At 39.9% G+C, this 14,545-nt stretch carries 13 protein-coding genes and 1 pseudogene; 9 read left to right on the top strand and 5 right to left on the bottom strand.

What is annotated here, in order from left to right:
* A pseudogene (locus tag RMY16_RS31710) lies at positions 1-684 on the bottom strand (cobaltochelatase subunit CobN); the annotation flags it as partial.
* 94 nt (positions 685-778) lie between these two features.
* Between RMY16_RS31710 and RMY16_RS31705 the strand changes: the two are divergent.
* Complete coding sequence (locus RMY16_RS31705; RefSeq protein WP_322739697.1) at positions 779-2,860, top strand: GAF domain-containing sensor histidine kinase; 2,082 nt, start codon at positions 779-781, stop codon at positions 2,858-2,860.
* A gap of 196 nt (positions 2,861-3,056) precedes the next feature.
* Here RMY16_RS31705 and RMY16_RS31700 read toward each other — a convergent pair whose 3' ends face one another.
* Together RMY16_RS31700 and RMY16_RS31695 are read right to left on the bottom strand one after the other, a co-directional pair.
* Positions 3,057-3,887, bottom strand: coding sequence for an ATP-grasp domain-containing protein (locus RMY16_RS31700; protein WP_322739696.1), 831 nt, complete (start codon positions 3,885-3,887; stop codon positions 3,057-3,059).
* A gap of 88 nt (positions 3,888-3,975) precedes the next feature.
* Entirely contained in the window at positions 3,976-4,887 is a 912-nt protein-coding gene (locus tag RMY16_RS31695) for a hypothetical protein (protein WP_322739695.1), read from the bottom strand.
* Between the two features lie 135 nt (positions 4,888-5,022).
* On the opposite strand from RMY16_RS31695, the gene RMY16_RS31690 reads away from it, so the two are divergent.
* From RMY16_RS31690 to RMY16_RS31670, 5 genes are all read left to right on the top strand, one after another.
* Complete coding sequence (locus RMY16_RS31690; protein WP_322739694.1) at positions 5,023-5,940, top strand: metallophosphoesterase family protein; 918 nt, start codon at positions 5,023-5,025, stop codon at positions 5,938-5,940.
* Between the two features lie 4 nt (positions 5,941-5,944).
* Positions 5,945-6,478: a GAF domain-containing protein gene (locus RMY16_RS31685; RefSeq protein WP_322739693.1), complete on the top strand. Its 534-nt coding sequence runs from the start codon at positions 5,945-5,947 to the stop codon at positions 6,476-6,478.
* Positions 6,479-6,536: 58 nt separating this feature from the next.
* Positions 6,537-7,919 (top strand): AAA family ATPase, encoded by a 1,383-nt coding sequence (locus RMY16_RS31680; RefSeq protein WP_322739692.1) that lies wholly within the window; start codon positions 6,537-6,539, stop codon positions 7,917-7,919.
* A complete protein-coding gene (locus tag RMY16_RS31675; RefSeq protein ID WP_322739691.1) occupies positions 7,916-8,551 on the top strand; it encodes a retron system putative HNH endonuclease in 636 nt (211 codons plus the stop codon). The genes RMY16_RS31680 and RMY16_RS31675 overlap by 4 nt, the downstream gene beginning before the upstream one ends.
* 238 nt (positions 8,552-8,789) lie before the next feature.
* Positions 8,790-9,083: an antibiotic biosynthesis monooxygenase gene (locus RMY16_RS31670; RefSeq protein ID WP_322739690.1), complete on the top strand. Its 294-nt coding sequence runs from the start codon at positions 8,790-8,792 to the stop codon at positions 9,081-9,083.
* A gap of 227 nt (positions 9,084-9,310) precedes the next feature.
* Here RMY16_RS31670 and RMY16_RS31665 read toward each other — a convergent pair whose 3' ends face one another.
* A complete protein-coding gene (locus tag RMY16_RS31665; protein WP_322739689.1) occupies positions 9,311-9,457 on the bottom strand; it encodes a hypothetical protein in 147 nt (48 codons plus the stop codon).
* Positions 9,458-9,516: 59 nt separating this feature from the next.
* The gene (gene pcrA / locus RMY16_RS31660) at positions 9,517-11,841 is read right to left on the bottom strand and encodes a DNA helicase PcrA (protein ID WP_322739687.1); all 2,325 of its coding nucleotides are present in this window, start codon (positions 11,839-11,841) and stop codon (positions 9,517-9,519) included.
* Between the two features lie 476 nt (positions 11,842-12,317).
* Here pcrA and RMY16_RS31655 point away from each other — a divergent pair, with 476 nt between their 5' ends.
* From RMY16_RS31655 to RMY16_RS31645, 3 genes are read left to right on the top strand one after another with little or no spacing between them, the layout of a single operon-like run.
* The gene (locus RMY16_RS31655) at positions 12,318-13,286 is read left to right on the top strand and encodes a sodium-dependent bicarbonate transport family permease (RefSeq protein ID WP_322666572.1); all 969 of its coding nucleotides are present in this window, start codon (positions 12,318-12,320) and stop codon (positions 13,284-13,286) included.
* A gap of 4 nt (positions 13,287-13,290) precedes the next feature.
* Entirely contained in the window at positions 13,291-13,602 is a 312-nt protein-coding gene (locus RMY16_RS31650; protein WP_322666570.1) for a P-II family nitrogen regulator, read from the top strand.
* Positions 13,603-13,630: 28 nt separating this feature from the next.
* Positions 13,631-14,332, top strand: coding sequence for a carbonic anhydrase (locus RMY16_RS31645; protein ID WP_322739699.1), 702 nt, complete (start codon positions 13,631-13,633; stop codon positions 14,330-14,332).
* Positions 14,333-14,545 lie beyond the last annotated feature (213 nt).

The following is a 14,545-nucleotide window of genomic DNA, read 5'->3' as shown; positions in this document are numbered from 1 at the left end:
GGTGGATTCATCCAGTTCAAAGGTGGATGAACGGAGTTCTGAGGTGGATTCATCCGGTTCAAAGGTGGATGAACGAAGTTCTAACTCTCCCCTGCTCCCCTGCTCCCCTGCCCCCCTGCTCCCCTGCCCCTCCACTCCCCACTCATACAATCCCACGCGCGGAATCGGCTGAGGTGGTGCAGGATTATATGCAGTTAATAAACAACTATCGGAGATAAATTGCAGAGCATTAACGAAATTTTCCACGCCGCCTTCGCTAAAATACTGCCATACCTGGTTAACAATACCCAAAGGCACGGTAGACTGGGAAATTAAATCGGGATCGAAAGCGTCATCCCCTGGCATTACAATGAGGGTTCTACCATTCCGTTGCACAATTTCTTGCACTACTTCTAAGCCATAGCCCCAGTAAGAGCGTCCTCCTAACAGGCGCAGAATAATTACTTGGGCATGTTCTAAAACTTGCTCTCCATAAGTATCTATGCTTAATTGTTGCTGTAACTGTAACAGGTTGGCGACTCTTAATGCAGGAAAGCTTGCGGGTAATTTTGTTACCGCAGCTGCCAAGGTTTGAATGTCAGTATCAGCAGCCGTAATCAAGACAAAAGGCGCGGGAGTTTGTTCTAAAAAAATTATACCTTCTGACTGATTCCATCCACCCGATGTGCTACTTATACGATGCATAATCCTGTGTTACCGTTTTAAGTTATTGGTTAGTACATAATCAAAACAAACTTTTTTCCCTGGATTGTGCCCCCTCTTACCAAAATGATTGAAAATGCTTAGTTCTCCTGATTTGAGCTTTTCTCGAACCTTGCCTATTGTTGTATTTAATCAGCTTGGGGAGTTGTTAGAACAGATGGCTCAAACGGTGGGAAGTGCCACTCTGGTGTTGACAGAAGCTGCGTTAGTACGAATTTGCATACCTGTAGAGTGGCAAAGGCAAAGGTTTACACTAGTGGTTTCTGAGCAGTTTAGCGTCCTTTTGGTAGGAACCTTTGAGGAGGAGCAGGGGAGCAGGGGAGCAGGGGAGCAGGAAATTCACTCCCCGCTCAAAACTCAGAACTCAGAACTCAGCACTCAGCACTCGGCACTCAATGCTCAGTTGACGTTTAATTTGGAGGCGATCGCTTCTTTTGTCTACGAATTGAAAGACTTGTTTGAGTGCGATTCTTATACTCACCAAAATCTCGAACGCTATCAGCAAATTATTAAACCCAATGACGCCACACTCCAAAGTCAATTCACGCTGTTGTTATTAGAATATCTCCTAACTCAGCCAAACCAAGAAATAATAGCACCTCCAAGCCCAATTGGGCCAGCAGTTTATATCTGTCAGCCAGTGGAAGATGCTTTAAAAAAACAGATTTCTCAAGAGCGGTTGTTAAATCAGGTAACAACACAGATCCGCAAAAGCCTAGATTTGCCGGTCATTATGGCAACGGCAATTACACAGGTGCGTGAGTTTCTAGAATTAGACAGATTAGTAATTTATAAATTTGCAGGTTCCCAAGTCAATACTCAACAATACCAGTCTGATAGTATTCCCCTCAATGAAACGGCACTGACACCAGGTATAGAAGTATCAGTTTGTGAACCTGCCGAAATCTATTTTTCTATACATGATAACCAAGGTGAATACTCGCCTTCTGTATCAGTTAATAATCAAACATTATTAGAAGATTACCAACAGTATGGAGGTTATATTGTCTATGAAGCTCGTGCTAGAGATGCTATTACATCGGTGTTGAATTACACGGAAAAAAATTGCTTTGTCCGAACCTCTCAGTGTTGGGAGAAGTATCGGCAAGGTTTTACTTTAGCTGTGAATGATGTCGAAAAAACTTATGCTCTAGAAGAGTGTTTGTTGAATTTTTTAAGGGAATGCCAAGTTAGGGCTAAGTTGGCTGCACCGATTATGTTTGAGGATAAACTGTGGGGATTGCTGATTGCTCATCAGTGCGATCGCCCACACCAGTGGAATGATAGCGAAAAAAACTTGCTGGTTGCGATCGCAGAACAATTAGCGATCGCTATTCACCAGGCTGAGTTAATGCAAACCCTCACCCAAGAAAAACAAACTCTCGAACAACGAGTTATTGAACGGACAATGGCTCTGCGTGATGCTCTCCTCGCCGCCGAAGTTGCTAACCGTCTCAGAAGTGAGTTTCTCGCTACTATCAGTCATGAATTGCTCACGCCTTTAACTTATGTAATTGGGATGTCTTCGACATTATTACGCTGGCCTTTGGGTGAATTGAGTCAACGACAACGGGGTTATCTGCAAACAATCCACGACAGTGGAGAACATTTATTAGGAATGATTAATGATATCCTCGATTTATCGCAAATCGAGGCTGGGAAGACAGCTTTAAATATTTCGGAATTTTCTTTAGTAAATGTTGCCGAAAATGCTCTGAAGTCGCTGCAAAAAAAAGCAGCGAGCGAACAAATTAATCTCATACTTGATTTGCAAATCGATCCCAGGCGCGATCGCTTTACCGCAGATGCCGAACGAGTAGAACAAATTCTTTGGAATCTGTTAACTAACGCGATTAAATTTACCCCTGAAAGTGGCAGTGTTACCTTACGTCTTTGGGTAGAAGATGATACTGCTATTTTTCAAGTGGAAGACACCGGAATCGGCATTCCTGAAGAACAATTACCATTACTGTTTGAAAAATTTCAGCAACTCGATACACCCTATCGCCGCCGCTACGAAGGCACTGGACTTGGATTGGCTTTAACTAAACAACTCGTGGAACTCCATCGGGGTCGAATTGAAGTAGAATCAACTGTAAGTATTGGCTCTATTTTTACTGTATGGATACCAACTCAGACAATGAGAGTGGTAAGTTAGGAGTCAAGCAAGAGACGCGATGATTTATGAAGAAGGGGAAGGGGTAAAGGGTAAGGGGGAAGGGTAAAAAGCGAGTGGAATTGTGGGCGAAATAATCCTTATGAAGAAAGTTTGGTAAAAATCTTGTCCTTTGTGAGCAACCTAATTCATACCTTTACCCTTTACCCTTTAACCTTTACCCCTCTTTTTTATTTCTTCAATTTGAGGCTAGGCTAACGAGCATTTTTTCAAAAATTTTCAACACATGCTCCTCTCCATTATCTCTAATAAAAATGCCAAAATTTGGATGAGAGTTAATTTCAATTAACCAATATTGATTATCTCGATCTAATACAATATCAAAACCACCATAATCAAGGTCTAACTCTTCAAAAACTGGTTGAGCAAAATTAGCAATCTCTGACAGTATTTGTGGATCGTTAATATACTTGGCTTTCGCACCATCCCAATGTAGAGGACTGAGATTACCGACAAATTTGGCATCAGTTATATCTTTTTCATAGAGCAAAACTAACTCTTTGTTTAAGAAAACCGCTCTATACTCAGATTTGATATGAATAAATTCTTGAGCAAGAGCGACATAATCATACTTATTATTGATATTAAAAATTTCTTTTAAAGCAGTTTCAATTTTATCTAAATTCTTACACAAAAAGACATTATGACCGCTTGCACCGGAGTTTCTTTTAATAATTACTGGTATTTCAAAGTTTTCTTTTATTTCTAATACGATATCTTGAATAGTTGGAAATTTTAAATAAATCTTATATTTGGTGTCACATAAAGGTGAAAGAAAACCCACTGTCCGAGGGAGTTTAACTTTTTTATTTAAAACATGATATGTATATTCTTTGTCTTTGAGCAGGTGTGCTACTGCTTGGTTAAGTAAGGGAGTGCTATAGTTACAAAAATAATGCTGTTTACTATTCAATTTTATTTTGACTAAATTTTCCGCAGGATGAAGAATTTCATAGCTGATGTTTAAGTTATCACAAGCTTTCAGCAATAGCGAAACATTGTCTAACATAAATACTTAAAGTTAAACTCAAAATTACGAATTACGAATTACGAATTACGAACTTGTACTGAGCGAAGTCGAAGTATTACGAATTATTTTAACTTGCTGTTTGCCGTTTAAAAATTACTATCTCAGTCCCAACAACCGGGTTACGAGCTATCAGCGTATTTTGGGAATCGATAATTTCTAAATGAGTAAAATCAAGTTCTTGAGAGCGTTGTAATATCTCCGCAGCTAGTTTGTCTTGCTGAGATTCATTGAGAGTGTACCAATCATTACTAATTTTGACAGTCAAGTTACTTGTACGGAAGTTGGCTTGAATTGACTTTATCAGACCAGAGGCAACGCGATCGCTAATTTCGGCTACCTGATTTTCAATAGCCGCAATCAAAGCTTGTTCAGGTGTCAATTCTATGATTGGTGTCGGCGTTGGTGTTGGGATTGGCGTTGGTATTGGGATTGGCGTTGGCGTTGGTATTGGTTCTGGTTCTGGTTCCGGCGTTGGTGTAATTTGTACTTCTGGCGGTGGCGTAATTTCCTCTGGTGGCTGTGGTGGCTGTGGTTCTGGTGCGACTGACTCCGGTGGAGTAGTTATCGTTGGTGTTGGTATGGGAACCTCTTCAACCGGAGGAACGGTTGCTATTTCCGTAGGCTTACCAGTAAATATAGTTGTAGTCGTCCAAACGAGAATTACAGCAATTCCAGTAACAATGCCCGTCAAAGCTGTATCTGACAACTTTGTTGACAAATTTGATGGTAAAAACAAGCGGATTGTCCTTAATAGTCCACCCCACCGCAACTGAAACTGCTGAAAAAAACCAGGTTTTTCCTCAGTACCAGGTGGGGGTGCTGTCTCCAGTTTTTCCACCGTTACTTCTAAAACCCCAATCGTTCCTTGGAGAAGTTGGATAATTTTAGCCTTCCAAAATGGCTGAACTCTCTGGTAAGGTTTTTGGGGAGGTTGAGTTACTTGCTTATCCGTCGGTTTTGACTGATTGTCTTGTGACATGGAACTTTCACCAAAAGCAGCGAATCAAAGACAAACAACGTACATTATTACTGGTGCTGCCTTCTTTTGCATTAATGTATCACTTCATTGCTCATTGTTTCCGCTAAACTGAGTATTTATTAAATTTGGTGACTTATGAAACTGAAACGCCGTCAATTTATATTTTTAAGTAGCGTCAGCGCCATTAGTACAGGATTTTTGAGTTGGATGTTTGCTCATGAAAATCATCAAAGTGCTGATATTAGCGATTCAACAACAGCTATAGCCGCAAACCCAGCTAAAAAAGACTTGTTATTACGTTTTGTGTCTGTAGCAGATACAGGGACTGGCGCGAAAGGGCAGTATGCTGTGGCTGGAGCGATGAATGCGTATCATAAGAAAAATCCTTATGATTTAGTCGTTTTAGCTGGAGATAACATTTACAATAACGGCGAAATTGAGAAAATTAATGCAGTTTTCGAGCGTCCCTATCAAGCTTTGCTAAAGCAAGGTGTGAAATTTCAGGCTTGTTTAGGTAATCACGATATTCGTACTGCCAATGGCGATCCACAAGTCAAGTATGCTGGTTTTAATATGAAGGGACGTTACTATACATTTAAACGTAATCAAGTACAGTTTTTCGCTTTAGATACTAACGGTAATGCTGATTGGAAAAACCAGCTACCTTGGTTAGAAAAAGAATTAAGTCTTAGTAATGCTCCTTGGAAAGTAGTGTTTGGTCATCATCCGATTTATTCATCGGGTCACTATGGGAGTAATCCAGATTTTATTAAAACTTTTACTCCCCTATTTAAAAAATACGGCGTTCAACTTTACATCAATGGTCACGAACATAATTATGAACGCACTCGTGCTATTGATGGTACGACTTACTTAATTTGTGGTGCGGGTGCTGGGAATCGTCCTGTAGGGCGTTCTGAGTGGACAGGATATTCTACTAGTGACTTAAGTTTTGCCTCTTATGAGGTGTATAAAGATAGAATAGAAATAAGTGCAATCGCTACTAATAATCGCGTTTTTGATCAAGGGATTATTCAATTAAAATCAGCTTAGTTGTATGACTCAGCCAGAACTTCCTTCTGCACTCAACAATATTGTAGAATCATCTCAACCACCAGATGCTCTATTTTCTGCACTATTACCAGCTGTAGGTGATTTTTTACAGTCTGATAGATGTTTTCTATACTTACATAATCCACAAAATAACCTTGGTAGAGTTGCCTTTTGTTGGATTCGCACTCCAGATGTACCTACTGTTTATAATGAAGACTGGGCAGCACAACCCCCATCTGTAACAGATGAAGATCCGATGTTTGCAGCTGCGCTACGTGCTGAACCTTCAATCTTTGTAGAAGATGTAGAAACTGCTGCTCCTGAGATATTAAACCGGGAATTTGAACAGAAGAGTTTTGGACATCGCGCTCTGATTCATGCCCATATCCGCCAGGATGGTCAACTCTGGGGAATTTTACAACCATGTATTTTTGGTCATCCTAGAATTTGGACTGAATATGAACGAGGGGTGATTAATAATCTTGTCGAAAAAATTACACCTTTTGCAGTTTCTTATGTCAAGTCTGCTTTTAATTAACTAGTTTTCTTTACCTATTTATTAACTGTATTAAATTACGTTCAGCGTTGTTAAAACTATGAAAGTCAAGCGCTTAAAAATGCAATCCTTCCGTGGAATCGGCGATTTGACGCTTGATTTCCACGAGAAGGAGCCAACTGTACTTATTGGTAATAACGGTGTGGGAAAATCAAGTATTCTTGATTGTCTAGCTGTTCTTTTGTCACAGTTTACAGGAAGACTTGCACAAAATGATGTAATTGTTGGATCTACAAATACCACAGCAAGTATACAAACAGGACAAATAAATATTGGTGAGATCCACGGTCATGTTAATTTAAACATTGGCCATAACCGCGAAGCAATGTGGTCGGGGGAACGGGACTTAAAAATACGTGATTTTAGCGATCAGGATCTCTATAACGGATATAAAGAAACATTCAACGAGATTACAACTTTACTTAACTCTCAAAAAGTTAATTGGTTTATTAGTAAGGTTCAGAAAGGAAAAAGCACAGCTACAATAAGTGATTTTGAAAAGTTAGAAACAGCTATTAATGAAATACGCCATTTATTAGAATCTAATTCTGAGGCTAACTTGCCTCTGGTGGTTTATTATCCGGTTAATCGTGCAGTTATTGATATTGCCTTAGAGATACAAGATGAGCATTTGTTTGAACAGATAGATGCTTATGACCAGGCACTCAATGGAGTACAAATCAGCTTTAATAGCTTCTTTCAATGGTTTAAAGTATTAGAGGATTTGGAAAACGAAGAAAGGCGAGATATCCCTGAATATCGAAATCACCAACTCGAATCTGTGAGAAAAGCAATTTATTCACTACTTTCAGGATTTTCTAATTTACGAGTTCGTCGTTCTCCTCTGCGAATGACTGTAAAAAAACAAGGTCAGGAACTAATCATTAATCAGTTATCTGATGGGGAGAAATGCTTGTTGGCTATGGTGGGAGATTTAGCAAGACGATTAGCAATAGCCAATCCAAGTTTACCAGATCCACTCCAAGGTAGTGGCGTTGTTTTAATTGATGAAATTGAACTCCACCTACATCCAAAATGGCAACGAGAAATTATTTCAGCTTTGACCAGAATATTTCCCAATTGCCAATTTATTGTCACCACCCATTCGCCTCAAGTAATTAGCCAAGTCAAGCCAGAAGGAATTTTTATTTTAGAGAAAACAAACGAAGGTGTTGTTGCTAAAAGACCAGAAAGTTCCTTTGGAAGAGACAGCAATCGTATTTTAGAAGACCTCATGGGTGTCCCAGCACGTCCACAAGAAATTAAAGATCGTCTACATGAGTTATTTAGGCTCATTGATGAAGGAAATCTTGATGGTGCTAGGCAATTATCTCAGGAAATTGCTGATATTATTGGACAAGATGAACCAGAATTAGTAAAAGCAAGTGTATCTATTCGACGCAAAGAGATTTTGAAGCGGTGAAATATATCAAAAAAAGTGAGGAGCCAGAAAGTTTTACCGTGTGGAAAAATCTAGCTAATGAGAATTGGCAACCAAGTTGGGAAAATTTTAGCAAACCACAAAAAACCGATGTACATAATTCCTTGTTGCAAGAGCAAGGTTTTATTTGCTGTTACTGTGGAAGACGCATTAATACTGACGATAGCCATCTTGAACATTTAAAACCAAGAACAACTTATCCTCAATTAGCGCTAGAATACACAAATATATTGGCATCATGCCAAAAAGATACAGTACCCAAAGAACCTCTTCATTGTGGTAAGGAGAAAGATAAATGGCATGATGAACATCTCTTTGTTTCGCTTCTAGATATTAACTGTGCAGAGTTTTTTAGGTACACTGATGACGGTCAGATTTTGGCGACAAATAATTTAGAAAAGCAATTAGCTGCTGAAATAACAATTGATAAACTTGGACTCAATATTAACAAGCTGAAAGATTTACGTGCAAAAGCTCTTGAGCCAATATTGGAAATCATCAACACAATTACAGAAGAAGATAGACAAAACTTAATTTTAGGCTTCAGTGAAACTGATTCCCAAGGATACTACGAAGAGTTTTGTGCTGCGATTATCTATTTACTGAAGAATTAGTTTTAATTAGGGACTTCCAACAAATAAATTATCCAATCTTGTGGGGTGGGCATCTTGCCCGCCCAGTTTAATAGGGCGGGCAAGATGCCCACCCCACAATAAGTAGTTGAGTATTTTTTTATTTGGAAGTCCCTTACAATCAAATATGTGCGTAGGTGTAGCTCGTCCTAGACATCACGTCTACTTTATACTAAATAATATCAGCATAATATCAGCGTAATTATTCACCGCAAACTTTATGATTCTTGAGGCAGTTATACTTCATGTTAAACCTGGTCTAGAATCAGATTTTGAAGCTGCTTTTAAAGAAGCTTCTAAAATTATTTCCTCAATGGACGGATATTTATCGCATGAATTGCATAAATGTATAGAAGTTCAAGGTAAATACTTATTAATTGTCAAATGGGAAACTTTAGAATCTCATACTGTTGGATTTAGAAATTCTGCTGAGTATCAAGAGTGGAAAAAACTTCTGCATCATTTTTATGAACCATTTCCTACTGTTGAACACTTTGAAGAAATTGAAATATGAAAAACAACAAGTTACAAAAACTTATCCTTTGATAAGTTCAGAAGAAGCTGGAGTTAATACAACTTAAGCTCAACTTATAAATGTTGATGTTTTAGTTACAAATACTCGTTTTTAGATAAGTAAAACTAAAGTTGGATTTAATCAATTTCATTATTAATTATAAAAAGTCCAAAAATGATAAGTAAAATAGGAGTTTTAGTTAATAAAACTTCTTCCTAACTTATTAATCAACAAGTTTTAGTTAGTCCAGTACGTTCTGGAGTTACAAATGAACAAGTTTTAGTTAGTCCAGTACGTTCTGGAGTTACAAATGAACAAGTTTTAGTTACTACAGCATGTTCTGGAGCTATAAATGCTTCTTCTGTAGTTGACACAGCTTGTCCTGTAGCAACGCACCATCAAAATATAGTCTATCTGGTAGTTTATATACCTCTTACTCTACTCGTTGCAACTGTGCTACTCTTGGGTCAACAATTTTTTGTCCTAAGCTGGCAAATTTAATTGCCACAGACATCTTATTACCCGTTCCAAATACATGCGTAATTTCACCAAGACCGAAAGTTTTGTGTAATACTCTATCGCCTACTTGCCAATTTTGCGTTCCGTCTTGTTTTCCATTAGAAGTAGAGGCAGTTTTGGTATAAGTTTGACGACTCAGGCGTTGAGTAGATAATAATTCTTCTGGTAATTCGTCGAGAAATTGCGATCGCACAGCAGGTTCACGAGAACCATACAAACGACGTTCCCGCGCGTGTGATAAATACAACCTTTCTTGGGCGCGAGTAATCCCCACATAACACAAGCGGCGTTCTTCTTCCAAAGATGCGGGGTCACTTAGCGATCGGGAACCGGGAAATAGCCCTTGTTCTAATCCCACCAAAAACACCACGGGAAATTCCAAACCTTTGGAAGCGTGCAAAGTCATCAAAGAAACGGCTGTTTGCCCTTCTTTTAAGTTATCGTCAGGATTTAGAGCTTTGTCGCTAAGAAAGTTTTGTAAGGAAACATCTTCGTTTTCTTCTTCTTGAAATTCGATTGCAGCATTGTAAAGTTCCTTAACGTTTTTCACCCGTTCTTCATTTTCATCTGTATCTTTGCTTTGCAAATCTTGGATATAGCCAGAGTCTTCCAGCACTATATTTACAAGTTCAGGAACGGAAACTGTTGTGACTTGTTCTTGCCAACGTTGAATCATTTTAGCAAAACCATTTACCGCCTTTGCAGACCTTCCAGCTAATGTATTAACTGATGTTTCGTCGTTGAGAATTTCCCACAGGGTCATCCCTAATACCTTAGAGGCATCCTCTAAAGCATCAATGGTTGCTTTACCAATTCCCCGCCGGGGAGTATTGATGACTCGTAATAAACTGACTGTATCAGATGGGTTATTTATCGCTCTTAAATATGCGATAATATCTTTAATTTCTTTGCGATCGTAAAACTTAATTCCTCCTACAACCGTGTAAGGAATTCGTTTTTCTACTAACAATTGTTCAAAGGGGCGAGATTGGGCGTTTGTCCGATAAAGTATAGCAAAACTACCCCAGTTCAGCTCTGGATTTTGCTGTTCTAAAGTGCGAATTTGATTAATTACAAATGCCGCTTCTGCAAGTTCTTCATCGGCTTTATGACAAGTAATCTGCTCACCCGTCCCCCGCGTCGCCTTCAGAACTTTATCAATCCGTTGGGTGTTATTTTCAATTAATTCATTAGCCGCTTGCAGAATGTTTTCACAAGAACGATAGTTTTCTTCTAGCTTAACCATCGTCCGGGTGTCATCATCTACCAAACCATCGCCAAAGTCTTCCTGAAATCCTAGCAGGATGGTGAAATCTGCCATCCGAAAGCTGTAAATTGATTGGTCTGCATCGCCGACAACAAAAACTGAGCGATTTTCCCATTCCCATTCGCTCTTTCTGGTTTCGCCATTAGTAACCAATAAATGAATAAGTTGATACTGAGTGCGGTTAGTATCCTGATATTCATCTACGAGGATATGACGAAACTTGCGATGCCAGTAACCTAATACTTGCTCGTTTTGTTGAAATAATCTAGTAGGTACAAGAATTAGATCGTCAAAGTCGAGAGCGTTGTTTTGTTCTAACTTATCTTGATATAAATTGTAAACTTGGGCAATTACCCGTCCACGATAATTCGGTTGTTCTTGCTCAAATTCTTGGGGTGAAAAACCTTGGTTTTTAGCATTACTAATAGCGTAGCGGACAGAGCGGGCATCAAATTTTTTATCGTCTAAATTTAACTGTTTATTGACAATTTCCTTAATCAGAGTCATCACATCTGATTCATCAAAAATAGAGAAATTGCGATCCCAACGGCGTCCTCTTTCGTCTACGTATTTTTCAATATCAAAGCGGAGAATACGAGAAAATAGACTGTGGAAAGTCCCACACCACAAATCTTTGATCGTGTTTTTGTAAACTTGCGATCGCAGTTGCGTTTGTTGGTATTCTGTCAACAAATCCAATCGCTGTCCGTGTTGTTTCATTGCCAGTTGTTCAGCAAACAGCCGTTGAATCCGGTCTTTCATCTCCCGCGCGGCTTTATTGGTAAAAGTAACCGCCAGGATATTTTCTGGATCGACACGGTGTTTCAGAATCAGATTCGCAATGCGATAAGTCAGCGCTCGTGTTTTACCGGAACCTGCGCCAGCAACAACTAGCAACGGCCCACAGTAATGTTCGACAGCTTGACGTTGGCTAGGGTTAAGGTGACTGAGAAAGTCGATGGTTGTTGTCATGGATGTGAAAAAGCGATGTCTCCGACGGTCACTGAGCGTAGCCGAAGTGCGGGCTATGCCTACGCCTGGCATCACATCAATAGAGAGTTGCTATTGCCCAGGTTACAATATCTTAACGAAACTTGGTCAACAAAGAGCAAGGTTTGTGTAAGAGCAATTCATGAATTGCCTCTACAATACGTTAATTTTTTCTACGCTAAATACGTTGATCGCGAGTTCTCCCTACACTTTCTGTCGTAAGATCAGCGACGGGGAATCCAACATCAAAAAATGTTTGGCAAGCTCTCACTTTTTCAAGTTATTAGCGCTGTTTAACACCTAATCAATAAGTATTGTCACGAATAGGACAATTCGCTCCTTGAGTACCCAATTGATATTGGGTAGCGATACACAATACATCATGATTCAACCGTTAAATTTTTAAAGATGAAAAATTTCTTTAATTTCAGGTTTAACCAATACAAGGAGGGGTGGATATGGATCTCAGCTTAATTGTATCCAACATTTTGAATCCGCCAATCCTATTTTTCTTTTTAGGCATGACTGCTGTTTTTGTCAAGTCCGATCTAGAAATTCCTGCACCAGTACCCAAACTATTTTCGTTGTATCTGCTGATGGCGATTGGTTTTAAAGGAGGAGTAGAACTAATCAAAAGCGGTGTAACTCAGGATGTAATTCTAACACTCGCGGCAGCAATGATGATGGCTTGCGTTGTTCCAATTTACACCTTTTTTATCCTAAAGTGGAAATTAGATACTTACGATGCGGCTGCGATCGCAGCAACCTACGGTTCTATCAGTGCTGTCACCTTCATCACAGCTAGCGCTTTTTTAACTGAACTTGGCATTACTTTTGATGGTTACATGGTGGCAGCTCTTGCTTTGATGGAATCCCCTGCGATTATAGTTGGTTTAATTTTGGTGAATATATTCACCGCCGATGGAAAGCGGGACTTTTCGTGGCCGGAAGTTTTGCAAGAAGCATTTCTTAATAGTTCAGTTTTTCTATTAGTCGGTAGTCTATTAATAGGTATCTTGACAGGAGAACGCGGTTGGCACGCATTAGAACCCTTTACTCAAGGGTTGTTTTATGGCGTTCTCACCTTCTTTTTACTTGACATGGGATTGGTGGCTGCTAGAAGAATTAAAGACTTGCAAAAAACCGGAGTTTTCCTGATTTTATTTGCCATACTAATTCCTATACTCAATGCAGGTATTGGGTTGGTAATTGCCAAATTGATCGGTATGCCTCGCGGAGATTCGCTGTTGTTCGCTGTATTGTGTGCTAGTGCTTCTTACATCGCTGTCCCGGCGGCTATGCGGATGACTGTTCCCGAAGCAAATCCCAGCCTGTATGTTTCTACCGCTATAGCAGTGACATTCCCGTTCAATATTATTGTCGGAATTCCGTTATATCTCTACGGAATTAACCTATTTTGGAGGTAATAATATGCACGTAGTTAAAAAGATAGAAATTATCGCTAACTCCTTTGAACTTGCCAAAATTCTAGATAATTTAGACAAGTCGGGTGTACATAACCATGCCATAATCCGAAATGTTGCTGGCAAAGGATTACGAGGAACGACAGAAGATTTAGACATGACCATGCTTGATAATGTTTACATCCTCGCGTTTTGTATGCCAGAACAACTCAAGCCTGTTGTCGAAAATATCAAACCACTCCTGAATAAGTTCGGAGGTACTTGTTACGTTTCCGATGTAATGGAGATTCGCTCTGTTAGATGTGTAGCGTCGATGTAAGAGAGTTATAAATTCAATGAAGCATTTCATGGAACGTCGTGACTTTTTGAAGTTAGGAATGACCGGGGCGTTTGGGATGATGCTATCTGCCAGCGATTTACTCTGGCGGGTAGAACAGGCGAAAGCTGCCGAAATCCCCTCAACTTCCCCTGAATCTCTCAGTCCCGATGCAGCATTGCAAAAGCTGATCGAGGGAAATCAGCGATTTATTCAGCATCATCCCCAATACCCCGATCAATCTGAACTGCGGCTGCACGAAGTTGCTCAAGCTCAACATCCATTTGCAACTATTCTTAGTTGTGCGGATTCACGAGTACCCGCAGAAATTGTTTTCGATCAAGGCATTGGGGACATTTTTGATGTTCGGATTGCCGGAAATATTGCCACACATGAAGCGATCGGTAGTATTGAATATGCAGTTGTCTTATTAGGTTCTCCACTGCTGATGGTGATGGGCCATGAGCGCTGTGGGGCTGTAACCGCAGCTGTACAAAACGAATCGTTACTTGGTGATATTAGTACTTTTGTTAAGGCAATTAAGCCAGCCCTGAAAAAGGTCAAAGATCAGCCCGGTGATGCAGTTGAAAACGCTGTGGTAGCAAATGTGCAATATCAAATTGAACGGTTGCAAAAATCAAAGCTTTTAACTGAGCAGGTGGAGTCCGGCAAATTGAAAATTGTTGGGGGTCGTTACGATTTAGATACAGGCAGGGTGACTATTATTACTTAATTCACGGGATGAGGGAGCAGAGGGGCAGGGGAGCAGGGGAGCAGAGGGGCAGGGGAGTAGGGAGATGAGGGGACAAGGGGACAAGGAGATAAACAAAACTCCTAACTCCTAACTCTTAACTCTTAACTCTTAACTCTTAACTCCTAACTCCTAACTTCTAACTCAGCACTCAGCACTCAGCACTCAGCACTCAGCACTCAGCACTCAGCACTC

Origin of the sequence: Nostoc sp. DedQUE12b, assembly GCF_034530835.1 — a bacterium.
Taxonomy (GTDB): Bacteria; Cyanobacteriota; Cyanobacteriia; order Cyanobacteriales; family Nostocaceae; genus Nostoc.
The sequence above is the reverse complement of the archived record's forward strand: the minus strand, read 5'-3'. Positions and strand labels throughout refer to the sequence as shown.